At 56.5% G+C, this 15,824-nt stretch carries 12 protein-coding genes and 1 riboswitch; of the genes, 4 read left to right on the top strand and 8 right to left on the bottom strand.

All coding sequences use genetic code 11. The annotated features are described in order from the left end of the window. Nucleotides 1–345: 345 nt before the first annotated feature. Both murI and btuB read right to left on the bottom strand, forming a co-directional pair. Nucleotides 346–1,197: a glutamate racemase gene (gene murI, locus AC0TN7_RS01335; RefSeq protein WP_473701777.1), complete on the bottom strand. Its 852-nt coding sequence runs from the start codon at nucleotides 1,195–1,197 to the stop codon at nucleotides 346–348. Continuing rightward, nucleotides 1,142–2,995: a TonB-dependent vitamin B12 receptor BtuB gene (gene btuB / locus AC0TN7_RS01330; protein ID WP_473701776.1), complete on the bottom strand. Its 1,854-nt coding sequence runs from the start codon at nucleotides 2,993–2,995 to the stop codon at nucleotides 1,142–1,144. The genes murI and btuB overlap by 56 nt, the downstream gene beginning before the upstream one ends. 66 nt (nucleotides 2,996–3,061) lie before the next feature. Beyond that, nucleotides 3,062–3,237, bottom strand: a riboswitch (cobalamin riboswitch). 104 nt (nucleotides 3,238–3,341) lie between these two features. Here btuB and trmA point away from each other — a divergent pair. After that, nucleotides 3,342–4,442 (top strand): tRNA (uridine(54)-C5)-methyltransferase TrmA, encoded by a 1,101-nt coding sequence (gene trmA / locus AC0TN7_RS01325; protein ID WP_473701775.1) that lies wholly within the window; start codon nucleotides 3,342–3,344, stop codon nucleotides 4,440–4,442. Between the two features lie 89 nt (nucleotides 4,443–4,531). Here the strand turns inward: trmA and AC0TN7_RS01320 are convergent, their stop codons facing one another. Both AC0TN7_RS01320 and fabR read right to left on the bottom strand, forming a co-directional pair. Further along, on the bottom strand, nucleotides 4,532–4,891 hold the full coding sequence (locus tag AC0TN7_RS01320) for a YijD family membrane protein (RefSeq protein ID WP_008501783.1): 360 nt from the start codon (nucleotides 4,889–4,891) through the stop codon (nucleotides 4,532–4,534). A gap of 9 nt (nucleotides 4,892–4,900) precedes the next feature. Beyond that, entirely contained in the window at nucleotides 4,901–5,539 is a 639-nt protein-coding gene (gene fabR / locus AC0TN7_RS01315) for an HTH-type transcriptional repressor FabR (protein WP_008501784.1), read from the bottom strand. Nucleotides 5,540–5,735: 196 nt separating this feature from the next. Between fabR and sthA the strand changes: the two genes are divergently transcribed. Next, nucleotides 5,736–7,136 (top strand): Si-specific NAD(P)(+) transhydrogenase, encoded by a 1,401-nt coding sequence (sthA, locus tag AC0TN7_RS01310; RefSeq protein ID WP_008501785.1) that lies wholly within the window; start codon nucleotides 5,736–5,738, stop codon nucleotides 7,134–7,136. Here the strand turns inward: sthA and oxyR are convergent. The 4 genes from oxyR to argC all read right to left on the bottom strand — a co-directional run bounded on the left by oxyR (nucleotide 7,110) and on the right by argC (nucleotide 11,578). Next, entirely contained in the window at nucleotides 7,110–8,036 is a 927-nt protein-coding gene (gene oxyR, locus AC0TN7_RS01305; RefSeq protein ID WP_023333839.1) for a DNA-binding transcriptional regulator OxyR, read from the bottom strand. The genes sthA and oxyR overlap by 27 nt on opposite strands. 303 nt (nucleotides 8,037–8,339) lie before the next feature. After that, entirely contained in the window at nucleotides 8,340–9,713 is a 1,374-nt protein-coding gene (argH, locus tag AC0TN7_RS01300) for an argininosuccinate lyase (RefSeq protein ID WP_061716300.1), read from the bottom strand. Nucleotides 9,714–9,790: 77 nt separating this feature from the next. Continuing rightward, the gene (gene argB, locus AC0TN7_RS01295) at nucleotides 9,791–10,567 is read right to left on the bottom strand and encodes an acetylglutamate kinase (protein WP_155858022.1); all 777 of its coding nucleotides are present in this window, start codon (nucleotides 10,565–10,567) and stop codon (nucleotides 9,791–9,793) included. Between the two features lie 6 nt (nucleotides 10,568–10,573). After that, nucleotides 10,574–11,578, bottom strand: coding sequence for an N-acetyl-gamma-glutamyl-phosphate reductase (argC, locus tag AC0TN7_RS01290; RefSeq protein ID WP_024909174.1), 1,005 nt, complete (start codon nucleotides 11,576–11,578; stop codon nucleotides 10,574–10,576). A gap of 88 nt (nucleotides 11,579–11,666) precedes the next feature. Between argC and argE the strand changes: the two genes are divergently transcribed. Together argE and ppc are read left to right on the top strand one after the other, a co-directional pair. Next, entirely contained in the window at nucleotides 11,667–12,818 is a 1,152-nt protein-coding gene (gene argE / locus AC0TN7_RS01285; protein ID WP_008501790.1) for an acetylornithine deacetylase, read from the top strand. Nucleotides 12,819–13,089: 271 nt separating this feature from the next. Then, on the top strand, nucleotides 13,090–15,741 hold the full coding sequence (gene ppc / locus AC0TN7_RS01280) for a phosphoenolpyruvate carboxylase (protein WP_463727433.1): 2,652 nt from the start codon (nucleotides 13,090–13,092) through the stop codon (nucleotides 15,739–15,741). The last annotated feature ends 83 nt before the right edge of the window (nucleotides 15,742–15,824 follow it).

Raw genomic sequence — 15,824 nt, 5'->3', positions numbered from 1 at the left:
ACGTATGTTCACTCAGAGACTTGGTATTCATTTATTGTCCGAAGACATTAAGAATCCATGTCACTTTGAGTGCCCACACAGATTGTCTGATAAATTGTTAAAGAGCAGTGCAACGCGGCGTTAAGCTCACCGTTGCGAGGTCCCGTATATTACGTTTTCCTCATTCAGAGTCAAGTGATTATTTTCGCTTTTCTCTGCCGGCGTTCATCTCTGAACCCCGCTAACCCGGCGGCCTGTAAGCCGTTGTTCCGTGTCAGTGGAGGCGCATTATAGGGAGTTCTCAGACGTTGACAACCCCTCTTTTAAAAAAAACTTTCAACCGTCTCTTTTTTGCTCAAAACCGTGCTACAGCGCCAGTTTTTCGAGCGTTTCAAAGCCATAACGGCGTAAAACGGGTAAAAGTTGCTCAGTCTCTTTCGTGATGGCCATACAAAACGCGATATTCGCATCGGTAGATTTCGCATCCGGCGCTTCATGCTCCAGCAACCAGGCCGTACGACGGGCAATAGCCGCACCGGAATCCACAAGGCGTGTCCCCTCCGGCAGCACCTCCAGTAGCTCTTCCTGTAATAGCGGGAAGTGAGTACAACCCAGCACAACGGTATCCGGAGGTTCGGGCATCCGCAGCCACGGACGTAGAATACGACGCAGCTCCTCGGGTGATACCGCCTTGCCATGCAGCTTCGCTTCAGCCATCTCCACCAGCTCAGCCGAACCCAGCATCGCTATCTGGCATTCGTTTGCAAAACGGTCGATCAGCTCGCGGGTATAAGGACGCTTTACCGTACCTCGCGTGGCCAGCAAGCCCACAATGCCGTTCGCCGTCAGACGCGCGGCAGGCTTTATTGCAGGAACGACGCCCACAACCGGGAACTGGAATTTTTCACGCAGGGCGGGAAGAGAAACGGTGCTCGCCGTATTACAGGCGATGACGGCCAGCGCAAGGGGATAGCGCTTTTGTACCGCAGTGACGATTTCCACCACACGCTCAACAATAAAATCTTCGCTCTTTTCCCCGTACGGGAAAGCGACGTTATCGAAGGCGTAGATGTAATGGAGATCCGGCAGAAGATGCCGAATCTCATCATAGACCGAAAGCCCACCGACGCCGGAATCAAACACCAGCACGGTGGGACGCGGATTAGAAGGTGTAGCTGCCAGACAAGGTGTATTCCCGTCCTGCAGTTTGGTAGCCATAAACTGTCTCGTAATCTTTATCGAACAGATTGGCTATTTTACCACGAACTGTGAGATGTGAGGTGACAGGATACGAAACTGCGACATCCCACAGACTGACACCGCCCATTTTCACGCGTTCTGACGAATAGGTGTCTGGATCAATCGCGACATCATAGCGGGTGCCCAGATAACGATAGGCAAGGTTCCAGTCGAGATCCCATACCTGCCAGTCAAGCTGGTACTTAACCTGCTGTTTAGAACGGCGGGCCAGTACTTCGTTGGTTTTGGCATTACGCGGGTCGACATAATCATAGGAAATCTGATGTCCGACCGGGCCAGTATCGAACTGTGCCGTCGCTTCCACACCTTTAATACGTGCTTCGTCAACGTTGTAGTAACGATACGTATGCGGATCGCTGCTAATAAGATTATCAATGTCATTGCGATAACCGGTGATACGCCAGTTGACCGGTCCCGTCAGGCCTTCAAAGCCCCCTTCCCACTGCTTACTCTCCTCCGGTTTAAGGTCCGGATTACCGTAAGAGGCACTGTGGATTTGGCTCATGGTCGGTGCTTTAAAAGCGGTACCGTAGGAGGCAATGACGCGATAGCCCTCCACAAACTCCCACGCTGCGCTGGTTTGCCACGTGCCATGGTTGCCGAAGTTAGAGTTATCGTCATTACGCGCCGCCGCTTCCAGCGTCACGCTGCTGAACTGCTGCATCGCCGAAACAAAGACGCCGGTATTGCGTTGCTCGTAACCTTTCTCCAGATAGCCCGTTCCAGCCTGGGTCTTCTGCTTTTGCCAGTCCAGACCTGCGCCAATGTTGCCGTGACCGACTTCTACGGTGTTGAGCCATTGGGTGGTGTACTGCTTCACGTCATCCATGGTGGCGGAATCAGCGTAACGCCCTTTCTTCGGATCATAGTTCTGATCTTTACTGCGACCGTAACCCGCCACCAGCTGTGACTGGAAAATCCCCCGGTTGTAACGCAGACCGGTATCCCAGTTCTGGCTGTAGAGCTGGCGAGTATCAGGTCGTCCATCCACCATAAAGTTGGCGTCGTAGTGATCGTAACCGTCATACGCGGTGCGGTTGTCATAACCAAAGCCACGGAAGAAGCCGCTCACGCTGTCGGTAATCTGCTGTTCCACGGAGCCGTACAGCGATTTACTCATAAAGCCATCGCGGTCAGGCTGGCGCGGCGCATCTTTTGCAGCGATGTCAAAACCCCGGGTATAGGTGTAGTTACCGGCCATGGTGATTTTGGTTTTATCCAGCACCTGCTGGAAGGCGCCATCATAGGTCTGGTAACCCTTAGAGCCAACACCCGCTGAGATTTCTGCACCCGGCTTATCACGTCCGGTAATGATGTTAATCACGCCACCAATCGCGTCGGAGCCATACAGGGCTGAACGCGGACCACGGATGTACTCAATACGCTGAATCAGCGAGGTCGGGATTTGGCTCAGATCGGGAACGTTGCTGATCCCGGCGTTATTCAAAGGAATACCGTCAACCAGCACCAGCACATGGCGAGATTCCGTTCCGCGAATAAAAGTCGAAGAGTTCGAGCCCATTCCACCGCTTTGCGCGATATCCACGCCTGGCAGACGTGACATGATTTCCACCACGCTCTTTGCCTGCCAGCGCTCAATGTCTTCACGCGTCACGACGGACGTCGGTGCCAGAACAGTTTTTGCCGGTTGTTCAAAACGATTTGCCGTCACCACCAACGAGTCGGCGCTGTCCTGCGCCCAGCCCGAAAATGCCGTGACGGACAACGCCGTCAACAGCGATACTTTTTTAATCATTGTTAAAGCATCCACAATATAAGAAGGATGCCGCAGGCCTCATCGATAGCACGCGATGATGAAACCAAATGCGACGTGATCCCGGCAGGTCTTCGGGCTAGGTGGCTATATAAGGATGAAGACTTCCCATTTACACAGTGTCTACAACGCTCATCCCGCCAGTCTTTACCGCTGCGCGTCAGCTCCAGATTTACACTGGATTCCCTTTTCACTCTCAGGAGACCGGAAACAGAATGCTACAATTAGACACGTATGGATGTCCAGACAGCTATTGGCCATTAAATCTGGACATCCCCTGAACAATGCCTACAATCGCCGCGTAATTCTTTATCACTCAGGACGCATCATGACCCCAGAACACCTCCCGACAGAACAGTACGACGCGCAGCTGGCAGAGAAAGTTGTCCGCCTGCAAAGTATGATGACGCCTTTCAACGCGCCCGTTCCCGAGGTGTTCCGCTCTCCTGTCAGCCACTACCGCATGCGCGCCGAGTTCCGCATCTGGCACGACGGTGACGACCTGTACCACATCATTTTCGATCAGCAGACAAAGTCCCGTATCCGCGTGGACAGCTTTCCGGCGGCGAGCGAGCTCATTAACCAGTTAATGACGCTGATAATGGACGGTGTGCGTAACAATCCGGTACTGCGTAACAAGCTTTTCCAGATTGACTACCTGACCACGCAAAGCAATCAGGCGATTGTCTCTCTCCTGTATCACAAAGCGCTTAACGACGAGTGGCGCGAGCAGGCGGAAGCGCTGCGCGATGCGCTGCGCGCGCAGAACATCAACGTTCACCTGATTGGCCGCGCGACCAAAACCAAAATCATGCTGGATCAGGACTACATCGACGAGCGCCTGCCGGTAGCGGGTAGAGAGATGGTTTACCGTCAGGTCGAGAACAGCTTCACCCAGCCGAACGCCGCGATGAACGTGCAGATGCTGGAGTGGGCGCTGAAGGCGACGGAAGGGTCAACGGGCGATCTGCTTGAGCTCTACTGCGGTAACGGCAACTTCTCGCTGGCGCTGGCGCGTAACTTCGATCGCGTGCTGGCAACGGAAATCGCCAAGCCGTCGGTGGCCGCCGCGCAGTACAACATTGCCGCCAACCATATCGACAACGTGCAGATCATTCGCATGGCCGCTGAAGAGTTTACCCAGGCCATGAATGGCGTTCGCCAGTTTAACCGCCTGGAAGGTATCGATCTGAAGAGCTACCAGTGTGAGACGATTTTTGTCGACCCGCCGCGCAGTGGCCTGGACAGCGAAACAGAGAAGATGGTGCAGGCGTACCCGCGTATTTTGTACATCTCCTGTAACCCGGAGACGCTGTGCAAGAATCTCGAAACATTAGGCCAGACGCACAGTATTGAACGTCTGGCGCTGTTCGATCAGTTCCCGTATACGCACCATATGGAGTGCGGTGTACTCCTCACGGCGAAGTAATATGGCCTTGTAGGGCAGGTAAGCGAAGTGCCACCTGCCAAAAAAGCCGGATGACGCTTCGCTTATCCGGCCTACAATGACAAAACCCTTTACTCTGGTAACTGGCTCTTACGGCTACGCATGCGCGAGCCAATCCAGAACACCAGCGCCACAGACAGTACCGCAGGGAAGAAGTTAGAGCCGATATCCGGATATTCCGCGCGAACCACGGTGCTGTACAGCAATACGCCCAGAATAAAGCAGGCGGCGGCCAGCCCCGGTAACCCCACCGGCATGGTGCGGTTCAGGTAGCGTTGATGCAGGCAATAAACCGTCAGCACCAGCGCAATAAGCGGGAAAATCGAAAACGGCACGATTGAGCTAAAAATAGCGGCAAACGTACCATTAATGGATAAGCCAGCGATCAATGCCAGCAACAGCGTCCCTTTATCCTGACCTGACTGTTTCATTACTCACCTTCACTCTTCGGTTTGATGTGCCAGTTTCTCTTGTTCACGGCGATACCAGTAGTACGCGCCTTTGGAGATCATCCTGAGCTGTAATACCAGTCGCTCTTCGAGCTGCTTGCGTTGTTCAATGCTGACATCCAGCGCTTCGGCACCCGCGCTGAATACAATCGTCACCATCGCCTCGGCCTGTGCTTCAGTAAACGCACGCGGCATATGGTTTTCGAGTTCAAGATAGTCGGCAAGTTCCGCGATGAAGTGCTGAATTTCGCGCGCGACGGCGGCACGAAACGCTGCCGAGGTGCCCGAACGCTCGCGCAGAAGCAGACGAAACGCGTTGGGATTGTTGCCGATAAATTCCATAAAGGTCGACACGGAGGTGCGGATCACGCTGCCCCCTTTGGCGATACGCTGACGCGCCTGGCGCATCAGCTGACGCAGCATCAGGCCGCTCTCGTCGACCATGGTCAGGCCCAGTTCATCCACATCACGGAAGTGACGATAGAAGGACGTTGGCGCAATCCCGGCCTCGCGTGCGACTTCGCGCAGGCTCAAACTGGCAAAACTCCGCTCGGCACTCAGTTGACTGAATGCGGCTTCCACCAGCGAACGCCGGGTTTTCTCTTTTTGTTGTGCTCTTACGCCCATCACGATAGTTGAATCCTTCCAAAGGCCTGATGGCACTATACCAGAGAATAAAATTAATCTGTTTGCCTGGCTTTGTGAATGATTGTTTACGTGCGGTTTGTGCTCCACTGCCGGAAAAAAGCACAACGATAATTGGGTTACTCTGGCAATGATGTTATGATTCTGTTGCTTTTATGTATAAGAACAGGTAAGCCTTGCCATGCCACATTCCTACGATTACGACGCAATAGTTATTGGTTCCGGCCCCGGCGGCGAAGGCGCTGCTATGGGTCTGGTGAAACAGGGAGCCAGAGTAGCGGTCATCGAGCGCTACCATAATGTCGGCGGCGGTTGCACCCACTGGGGCACCATCCCTTCGAAAGCCCTCCGCCACGCCGTTAGCCGCATTATCGAATTTAACCAGAACCCTCTTTACAGCGACCATTCCCGACTTCTTCGTTCATCTTTTGCCGACATCCTGAATCACGCGGATACCGTCATTAACCAGCAGACGCGTATGCGTCAGGGGTTTTATGAGCGTAACCACTGCGAAATTTTGCAGGGCAACGCGCATTTTGTGGATGAACACACCCTGGCACTCGAATGCCACGACGGGTCGGTTGAAACTATTACCGCTGAAAAATTTGTGATTGCCTGCGGTTCACGCCCATACCATCCGGCCGACGTGGACTTCTCGCACCCGCGCGTCTACGACAGCGATTCGATTCTGAGCCTGCACCATGAACCCCGCCACGTCATTATCTATGGCGCAGGAGTTATTGGCTGCGAATATGCGTCGATCTTCCGCGGAATGGACGTCAAAGTTGACCTGATCAACACCCGCGACCGCCTGCTGGCGTTCCTCGATCAGGAAATGTCAGATTCGCTCTCCTACCACTTCTGGAACAGCGGCGTGGTCATTCGCCACAACGAAGAGTACGAGAAGATCGAAGGCTGTGACGACGGGGTGATCATGCACCTGAAGTCCGGCAAGAAGCTGAAAGCAGACTGCCTGCTGTACGCCAACGGCCGAACCGGCAACACCGATTCCCTGCAGCTGGAAAATATCGGACTTGAGACCGACAGCCGCGGTCAGCTGAAGGTCAACAGCATGTATCAGACCGCCCTGCCACACGTTTACGCGGTCGGCGACGTGATTGGCTACCCAAGCCTGGCCTCAGCCGCTTACGACCAGGGACGCATTGCCGCACAGGCGCTGGTAAAAGGCGAAGCGACGGCGCATCTGATTGAAGATATCCCGACGGGCATCTACACCATCCCGGAAATCAGTTCCGTAGGGAAAACCGAGCAGCAGCTGACGTCTATGAAGGTGCCTTACGAGGTGGGTCGTGCGCAGTTTAAACATCTGGCGCGGGCGCAAATCGTGGGGATGAGCGTGGGAACGCTGAAGATCCTGTTCCACCGCGAGACGAAAGAGATCCTCGGGATTCACTGCTTTGGTGAACGCGCCGCGGAAATCATTCATATCGGACAGGCGATAATGGAGCAGAAAGGTGGTGGTAACACCATTGAGTACTTCGTTAACACCACCTTTAACTACCCGACCATGGCGGAAGCCTACCGGGTAGCGGCACTAAACGGCCTGAACCGCCTGTTTTAACGCGCTGTCGAAATGGCCATCCATCGAACCACGGATGGCCTCTGCCAGCTGCTCATAGCGGCTGCGCAGCGGTGAACCCGGACGATATACCAGGCCGATAGTGCGACGCGGCTCCGGCTTGATGCACGGCAAATAGACCACGCCATCACGCTTACGCTCGCGCGGCACGGCCAGCGCAGGCAGCAGCGTTATACCGCTTCCCGCCGCGACCATGTTACGCAGCGTTTCCAGGCTGGTTGCGCGGAAATGGGTATCCTCATCCGCACCCGCTTCGAAGCAGAAGCCCATCGCCTGGTCGCGCAGGCAGTGGCCATCTTCCAGCATCAGCAGCTTTTCACCCGCCAGATCGGCCATCGGCACGCGATCGCGGTTCGCCCACGGGTGATCTTCATAGATCGCCAGCATCATCGGCTCATCGAACAGCGGCACTTCAATAAAGGCTTCACTCTCTTTTACCAGTGCCAGAATGGCGCAGTCGAGCTTGCCGCTATCTAACTGCGCCAGCAGCTGATGGGTTTGCGCTTCGTGCAGGTACATTTCGAGTTTCGGGAACGTCTGGTGCAGCATCGGAATGATGTGCGGCAACAGGTACGGGCCAACGGTTGGGATCAGGCCAATATGCAGCGGGCCGGACATCGCCTCCCCCTGCTGGCTTGCCATTTCCTTGAGCACTTTGACCTCGCGCAGCACGGTGCGCGCCTGATCCACCAGCAGAAGACCTGCCTGTGTGAACAGAACCTTACGACTGGTGCGCTCCAGCAGCATCACGCCCAGCTCGTCTTCCAGCTTGCGGATCTGGCCACTCAGCGTGGGCTGGCTGACGTGACAGGAATCTGCCGCGCGGCGAAAGTGACGATGCTCGGCTAACGCTACCAGGTATTCAAGATCACGAATATTCATTATTCATCCTCCGTCGCCACGATAGTTCATGGCGATAGATAGCATAGCAACGAACGATTATCCCTATCAAGCATTCTGTTGAATAATACACCACATAGACGAGGCGGCACGTGTTTGACCCTTGACGTCCCCGCACCGTCAGCGAGTTTCTCTCAAAACTCGAACAACTAAAGCCAACGTGAACTTTTGCGGACCCCGTGGTCCGCTTTTTTTTGCGTAAAAAAGCCCGGCGCTAAGCCAGGCTCCGTTTTTCTCCCTCTCCCTGTGGGAGAGGGCCGGGGTGAGGGCACCAGCCCGCACGGTTCAAACCAGCCGGTTTTTCGCATCCGCAATCGCCTGCGCCACCTGCTTCGGCGACACGCCGCCTTTCGCGGCACGCTTGTCCAGACAGGACTGCAGCGCCAGAATCGGATACACATCATCCCCGATAACCGCGCTGAACTTCTGCAGATCGGCCAGCGCCAGATCCTCCAGCGGTTTACCCTGACGAATGGCTTCCACAACCGCTTCACCGACAATATGGTGCGCTTCACGGAACGGTACGCCCTTCGCCACCAGATAATCCGCCAGTTCGGTAGAGTTCGCATAGCCCTGCTGCGCCGCTTCCTGGCAGCGCGGACGTTTCACCTGAATGCCGTCCAGCACAAGCGCGCCCATATGCAGACAGTCCAGCCAGGTGTCGAGCGCGTCGAACAGCCCCTCTTTGTCTTCCTGCATGTCTTTGTTGTACGCCAGCGGCAGCCCTTTCAGGGTCATCATCATGCCGGTCAGCGCACCCTGCACGCGACCACATTTGCCGCGGATCAGCTCGAGCGCGTCCGGGTTTTTCTTCTGCGGCATCAGGGATGAACCTGAGGTCACGCGGTCGGACAGCTCGACGAAGCCCGCTTCACCGGAGTTAAAGAAGATCAGGTCTTCGGCAAAGCGCGAGAGGTGAACCATCCCGATAGACGCATTGGAGAGCAGCTCCAGCACGTGGTCGCGGTCGGAGACGCTATCCAGGCTGTTACGGGTGGCGGAGGCAAAGCCCAGCCAGCCTGCCAGTTGTTCACGGTCGATTTCATACGCCGTACCCGCCAGCGCGCCGCTGCCCAGCGGGCTGACGTCCAGACGTTTCAGGGTATCCTGCAGACGGCTTTCGTCACGCGCCAGCATCTCTACGTAGGCCAGACACCAGTGCGCAAAGGTCACCGGCTGCGCGCGCTGCAGGTGGGTATAACCCGGCATCACCGCGTCCTGGTTGTTCTGCGCGGTTTCCACCAGCGCGCTCTGCAGCTGACGGTTGGCCGCCAGCAGTTCGCTAACGGTATCTTTACACCACAGCTTCAGGTCGGTGGCGACCTGATCGTTACGGCTGCGCCCGGTGTGCAGCTTTTTACCCAGCTGGCCGACTTTGTCGATCAGTTTGCCTTCCACCCAGCTGTGAATATCTTCGGCATCGCTCTGCAGGATTTGCTGCGGATCCAGACGCACCTCTTCCAGCAGATTGTTCAGCGCTTCTTCCAGCTGTAACTGTTCGTCTGCGGTCAGTACGCCTACCGTTACCAGCGCTTTGGACCAGGCCACAGAGCCGACAATATCCTGTTCGGCCAGGCGGTAGTCGAAGCGCAAAGAGTCGTTGAACTGTTTGAACCGCTGATCCGCTGCCTGTGTAAAACGCCCACCCCAAAGTGCCATAACATGCTTCCTTAATATCTTTGAATTTCATTGCCCGGTGGCGCTGCGCTTACCGGGCCTACAAAACATTAAATCGATTACGCTAAAATACGCGTGCCAATCGGCGTGCCGTTAAACAGCGCCGGAAGCTGCTCCGCGTGACGCCATGAGGCGATATCCACCGGGCGGCCCAGCGTGCGTGCCGCATCCAGCGCGGCGTTCACTTTGACGATCATGCCGTCGGTGATGATGCCCTGAGCAATCAGCTGCTCGGCTTTCTCAGCCGTCATTTCCGCAATGCGCTGGCCTTTACCGTCCAGAATACCGCTCACGTCGGAAAGCAGGATCAGGTCCGCACCCAGCGTTGCCGCCAGCGCGGTCGCCGCCTGGTCAGCGTTAACGTTCATCAGCTCGCCCTCTTCGGTCACGCCGATGGAGCTCACCACCGGCAGGAAACCGCCTTCCAACAGCGTGTTAATCAGCTTAGGCGAACCTGGCTGCGCCAGTCCAACATGACCGAGCGCTTCGTCGAGCTGGGTCACTTTTACGCTGTCGCCATCGCCCAGATAGAGGCCCACGGACGCAATATGGTGTTTCTTCGCCCACGCCAGCAGCGTTTTGTTCGCCGTACCCGCCAGCGCGCCGGTAATGATGTCAATCTGGTCAGCAGGCGTCACGCGCAGGCCGTTCTTCTTTTTCACCGGCAGGTTGAGCCCTTTCATCAACTCATCCACCACACAGCCACCGCCGTGCACAATCACCAGCGGACGTTGATGTGATTCGCGATAGTTCACCAGCGCGGTAAACAGACGCTCCAGCGCTTCTTCGCTGTCCAGCAGTACACCACCGAGTTTGATAATTAATGGGTTCATCATCACACCTTAAATAAGAGCCTGCGTTTCCGGGAAACCGAAACGAATATTTGCACACTGCATTGCCTGTGCGGCAGCGCCTTTCAGTAAGTTATCTTCTGCGGCCACCACGATGAGATGCTCACCCTGAACGGCAAAGCCGATATCGCAGAACGGCAGACCGACCACGTTTTTCAGCGCCGGCACGCCTTTGTCGTACAGGCGCACCAGCGGTTTATCCGCATACGCCTGCGTGAAGACCTCACTCACCTGCTCTTTGGTCACGCCCGGTTTCAGGCGGCAGGTGATGGTTTCGAGGATCCCACGCGGGAAGCTGCCCAGGTGCGGGGTGAAAATGACGTCCGCGCCCAGATGCGTCGTGATTTCAGGGTGATGACGGTGATTAAACACGCCATACGGCTGAAGGCTCACTTCGCAGAAGCTATTGGAGATCGCCGCCTTGCGTCCTGCACCGCTCACGCCGCTGGTGGCGTTGATCACCGGCCACTGGTTCAGATCCAGCAGACCCGCGTCGATCAGCGGCTTCAGGGAAAGCTGCGCCGCCGTCGGGTAGCAGCCCGGAACGGCAATCAGGTCCGCTTCTTTCAGTTTATCTGCGCTCCACTCCGCCAGGCCGTACACCGCTTTTTCAAGCAGATCCGGGTGCTGATGGGTGAAACCATAATATTTTTCGTAAAACGCGCCGTCGTTAACGCGGAACGCGCCGGAGAGGTCGAAGACCACGCAGCCGGCCGCCAGAAACTGCGGCGCCAGGTCGTGGCTGACCTCATGCGCGGTGGCTAAAAACACCACGTCGACGCCGTCGGTAAACTCGCTGATGTCAGACATGGGCTGCAGCGGCAGATCGACCAGGCCCTTAAGCTGCGGATGCAAATCGGAAATTAACTTTCCTGCATCATTGCTTTGCGCTGACACGGTCAAAGCGGTTATGGTCATATGTGGATGGCGATTCACGTAGCTTACAAGCTCTGCGCCCGCATAACCGCTAGCGCCTACAATCAGCGTATTCAACATCGGGTTCCTTTATGCTCAACGTTAATGTATTTTTATTCACATTTATTGCATGAATATTGATACTATCACGACCTAAGGTGTGTCAACAATGAAAATGAACTTACCGCCATTTATCGAGATCTACCGCGCCCTGATTGCCACACCGTCCATCAGCGCAACGGAAGAAGCGCTGGATCAGAGCAATGAGTCTTTAATCAATCTGCTGGCGGGTTGGTTTAGCGATCTTGGGTTTAACGTTGAGGTTCAGCCCGTCCCCGGCACTCGCCACAAATTTAACCTGCTCGCCAGCACCGGAACCGGTGCGGGCGGCCTGCTGCTGGCCGGTCATACCGACACCGTGCCGTTTGACGATGGCCGATGGACGCGCGATCCGTTCACCCTGACCGAGCACGACAACAAGCTCTACGGTCTGGGCACCGCCGACATGAAAGGCTTCTTCGCCTTTATCCTCGACGCGTTGCGTGACGTGGACGTGACGAAGCTGAAAAAACCGCTCTACATTCTGGCGACCGCTGATGAAGAGACCAGCATGGCGGGCGCGCGCTACTTCTCTGAAAACACGTCGATTCGCCCGGATTGCGCCATTATCGGCGAGCCGACGTCTCTGCAACCGATCCGCGCGCACAAAGGCCATATTTCTACCGCCGTGCGCGTGCTGGGCCAGTCCGGCCACTCCAGCGATCCGGCGCGCGGCGTGAACGCCATCGAGCTGATGCATGACGCCATCGGCCGCATCATGACCCTGCGCGACGATCTGAAAGAACGCTATCACTACGAGGCGTTCACCGTGCCGTATCCGACGCTGAACCTCGGCAGCCTGCACGGGGGTGATGCCTCCAACCGTATCTGCGCCTGCTGCGAACTGCACATGGATATCCGCCCGCTGCCGGGCATGACCCTGAGCGATCTTGACGGCCTGTTGAATGAGGCTCTGGCCCCGGTGAGCGAGCGCTGGCCGGGTCGCCTGACGGTCTCCGAACTGCATCCGCCGATCCCGGGTTATGAATGCCCGCCGGACCATCAGCTGGTTGAAGTTGTGGAAAAACTGCTCGGTGAGAAAACCGACGTGGTGAACTACTGCACCGAAGCGCCGTTTATTCAGACGCTGTGCCCTACCCTGGTCCTTGGCCCTGGCTCCATCAACCAGGCGCACCAGCCGGATGAATATCTGGAGACCCGCTTCATCAAGCCCACCCGCGAACTGATTACCCAGGTTGTGCATCACTTCTGCTGGCATTAAAACCGCACCGAAGAGTCCCCTCTCCCTGTGGGAGAGGGTTAGGGTGAGGGCAACAAATCGCATGATCTCCGTCACATTCCCATAAGCATCTCTTATCTGACGCAATGCGAATTAAATTTCGTAAATTGCCCGCATTTATTCGTTTGCTGAACCGTTTTCGCAGCAATTGACGACGGGGGTTTTACGTGGCTTTATAAAGGGAGATGACAAAATAATGTCCAGAAGATTTTCGCCTGGGCATAAACAAAAATGATGGGGTGACTGGGTTTTTATGAACGAACAATATTCCGCGTTGCGTAGTAATGTCAGTATGCTCGGCAAAGTGCTTGGAGATACCATCAAAGATGCGTTGGGGGAGAACATCCTCGACCGCGTTGAAACCATCCGCAAGCTGTCTAAATCTTCCCGCGCCGGTAACGAGGCCAGTCGTCAGGAGCTGCTCACCACCTTGCAGAACCTCTCTAACGATGAGCTGCTGCCCGTTGCACGCGCCTTCAGCCAGTTCCTGAACCTGGCCAACACCGCTGAGCAATACCACAGCATTTCGCCAAACGGCGAAGCGGCCAGCAACCCGGAAGTCATTGCCCGCACCCTTCGTAAACTGAAAGACCAGCCAGACCTCAACGAAGCCACCATCAAAAAAGCGGTGGAGTCGCTTTCACTGGAGTTGGTGCTGACCGCACACCCAACCGAAATTACCCGTCGCACCCTGATCCACAAAATGGTGGAAGTGAACAACTGCCTCAAGCAGTTGGATAACAAAGACATTGCCGACTACGAACGCAACCAGCTGATGCGCCGTCTGCGCCAGCTGATTGCCCAGTCCTGGCACACCGATGAAATTCGTAAGCATCGCCCCAGCCCGGTCGACGAAGCCAAATGGGGCTTTGCGGTGGTGGAAAACAGCCTGTGGGAAGGGGTGCCTAACTACCTGCGCGAGCTGAACGAGCAGCTGGAAGAGAACCTCGGCTACCGCCTGCCGGTCGATTTCGTGCCGGTGCGCTTCACCTCCTGGATGGGCGGTGACCGCGATGGCAACCCGAACGTGACCGCGGAAATCACCCGCCACGTCCTGCTGCTGAGCCGCTGGAAAGCGACCGATCTGTTCCTGAAAGATATTCAGGTATTGATCTCCGAGCTGTCGATGGTTGAAGCAACGCCGGAACTGCGCGCGCTCGCCGGCGAAGAAGGCGCCAGCGAGCCGTACCGTTTCCTGATGAAAAAGCTGCGTGGTCAGCTGATGGCCACTCAGGCCTGGCTGGAAGCACGCCTGAAAGGCCAGCGCCTGCCAAAACCAGAAGGCCTGCTCAGCCAGAACGGACAGCTCTGGGAGCCGCTTTACGCCTGTTATAAATCACTGCAGGCCTGCGGGATGGGTATCATCGCTAACGGCGAACTGCTCGACACCCTGCGTCGCGTGAAGTGTTTCGGCGTGCCGCTGGTGCGTATCGACGTACGTCAGGAAAGTACCCGTCATACCGAAGCGCTGGGCGAGCTGACCCGCTATCTCGGCATCGGCGATTATGAAAGCTGGTCCGAAGCTGACAAGCAGGCGTTCCTGATCCGCGAGCTGAACTCGAAGCGCCCTCTGCTGCCGCGCAACTGGGAGCCAAGCAACGAAACCCGCGAAGTGCTCAACACCTGTAAAGCGATCGTTGATGCGCCGAAAGGATCGGTGGCCGCCTATGTGATCTCCATGGCGAAGACCCCGTCCGACGTGCTTGGCGTTCACCTTCTGCTGAAAGAAGCGGGAATCGACTACGCCCTGCCGGTCGCCCCGCTGTTTGAGACCCTCGACGACCTGAACAACGCCAACGACGTGATGAGCCAGCTGTTGAACATCGACTGGTACCGCGGCTTTATTCAGGGCAAACAGATGGTGATGATTGGCTATTCCGACTCCGCGAAAGACGCGGGCGTGATGGCGGCATCCTGGGCGCAATATCAGGCGCAGGACGCACTGATCAAAACCTGCGAGAAAGCCGGTATTGAACTGACCCTGTTCCACGGACGCGGCGGTTCAATTGGCCGTGGCGGCGCACCGGCGCACGCAGCGCTGCTGTCGCAGCCGCCGGGAAGCCTGAAAGGCGGCCTGCGCGTCACCGAGCAGGGCGAGATGATCCGCTTCAAATACGGCCTGCCGGAAGTGACCATCAGCAGCCTGTCGCTCTATACCAGCGCGATCCTGGAAGCCAACCTGCTGCCACCGCCGGAGCCGAAAGCCTCCTGGTGCCATATCATGGACGAGCTGTCGGCTATCTCCTGCGATCTGTACCGCGGCTACGTGCGTGAAAACAAAGATTTCGTCCCTTACTTCCGCTCAGCCACCCCTGAGCAGGAGCTGGGTAAACTGCCGCTGGGCTCACGTCCTGCGAAGCGTCGCCCAACCGGTGGCGTAGAGTCTCTGCGCGCGATCCCGTGGATCTTTGCCTGGACGCAGAACCGCCTGATGCTGCCCGCCTGGCTGGGTGCCGGTGCTGCGCTGCAAAAAGTGGTGGAAGACGGCAAACAGAACGAACTGGAAACCATGTGCCGCGACTGGCCATTCTTCTCTACCCGTCTGGGAATGCTGGAGATGGTCTTCTCGAAAGCTGACCTGTGGCTGGCGGAATACTACGACCAGCGTCTGGTGAAACCTGAACTGTGGGCGCTGGGTAAAGAGCTGCGCGAACTGCTGGAAGGCGACATCAAAGTGGTGCTGGACATCGCCAACGACTCACATCTGATGGCGGACCTGCCGTGGATTGCAGAGTCTATTCAGCTGCGTAACATTTACACCGACCCGCTGAACGTCCTGCAGGCAGAACTTCTGCACCGTTCGCGTCTGGCGGAAGAAGAAGGGAAAGAACCGGATCCGCGCGTTGAACAGGCGCTGATGGTGACGATTGCGGGCGTTGCGGCGGGTATGCGTAACACCGGCTAATGCTTTATGCCCGGCGGCGCTGCGCTTGCACGGGCCTACGTTAAGTAGGCCAGGTAAGCGTTAGCGCCACCCGGCAATACCCT

This window comes from Enterobacter sp. PL_is511, assembly GCF_055816065.1.
Note: the sequence above shows the minus strand (reverse complement) of the source record. Positions and strands in the feature narration are given on the sequence as shown.

What these genes read in the sequence shown, in the direction of transcription:
- trmA (WP_473701775.1), top strand. Translation starts at nt 3,342, where the DNA reads ATGACCCCAGAACACCTCCCGACAGAACAGTACGACGCGCAGCTGGCA.
- murI (WP_473701777.1), bottom strand. Translation starts at nt 1,197, where the DNA reads ATGGCTACCAAACTGCAGGACGGGAATACACCTTGTCTGGCAGCTACA.
- argH (WP_061716300.1), bottom strand. Translation starts at nt 9,713, where the DNA reads ATGGCACTTTGGGGTGGGCGTTTTACACAGGCAGCGGATCAGCGGTTC.
- argC (WP_024909174.1), bottom strand. Translation starts at nt 11,578, where the DNA reads ATGTTGAATACGCTGATTGTAGGCGCTAGCGGTTATGCGGGCGCAGAG.
- sthA (WP_008501785.1), top strand. Translation starts at nt 5,736, where the DNA reads ATGCCACATTCCTACGATTACGACGCAATAGTTATTGGTTCCGGCCCC.
- oxyR (WP_023333839.1), bottom strand. Translation starts at nt 8,036, where the DNA reads ATGAATATTCGTGATCTTGAATACCTGGTAGCGTTAGCCGAGCATCGT.
- ppc (WP_463727433.1), top strand. Translation starts at nt 13,090, where the DNA reads ATGAACGAACAATATTCCGCGTTGCGTAGTAATGTCAGTATGCTCGGC.
- argB (WP_155858022.1), bottom strand. Translation starts at nt 10,567, where the DNA reads ATGATGAACCCATTAATTATCAAACTCGGTGGTGTACTGCTGGACAGC.
- AC0TN7_RS01320 (WP_008501783.1), bottom strand. Translation starts at nt 4,891, where the DNA reads ATGAAACAGTCAGGTCAGGATAAAGGGACGCTGTTGCTGGCATTGATC.
- btuB (WP_473701776.1), bottom strand. Translation starts at nt 2,995, where the DNA reads ATGATTAAAAAAGTATCGCTGTTGACGGCGTTGTCCGTCACGGCATTT.
- argE (WP_008501790.1), top strand. Translation starts at nt 11,667, where the DNA reads ATGAAAATGAACTTACCGCCATTTATCGAGATCTACCGCGCCCTGATT.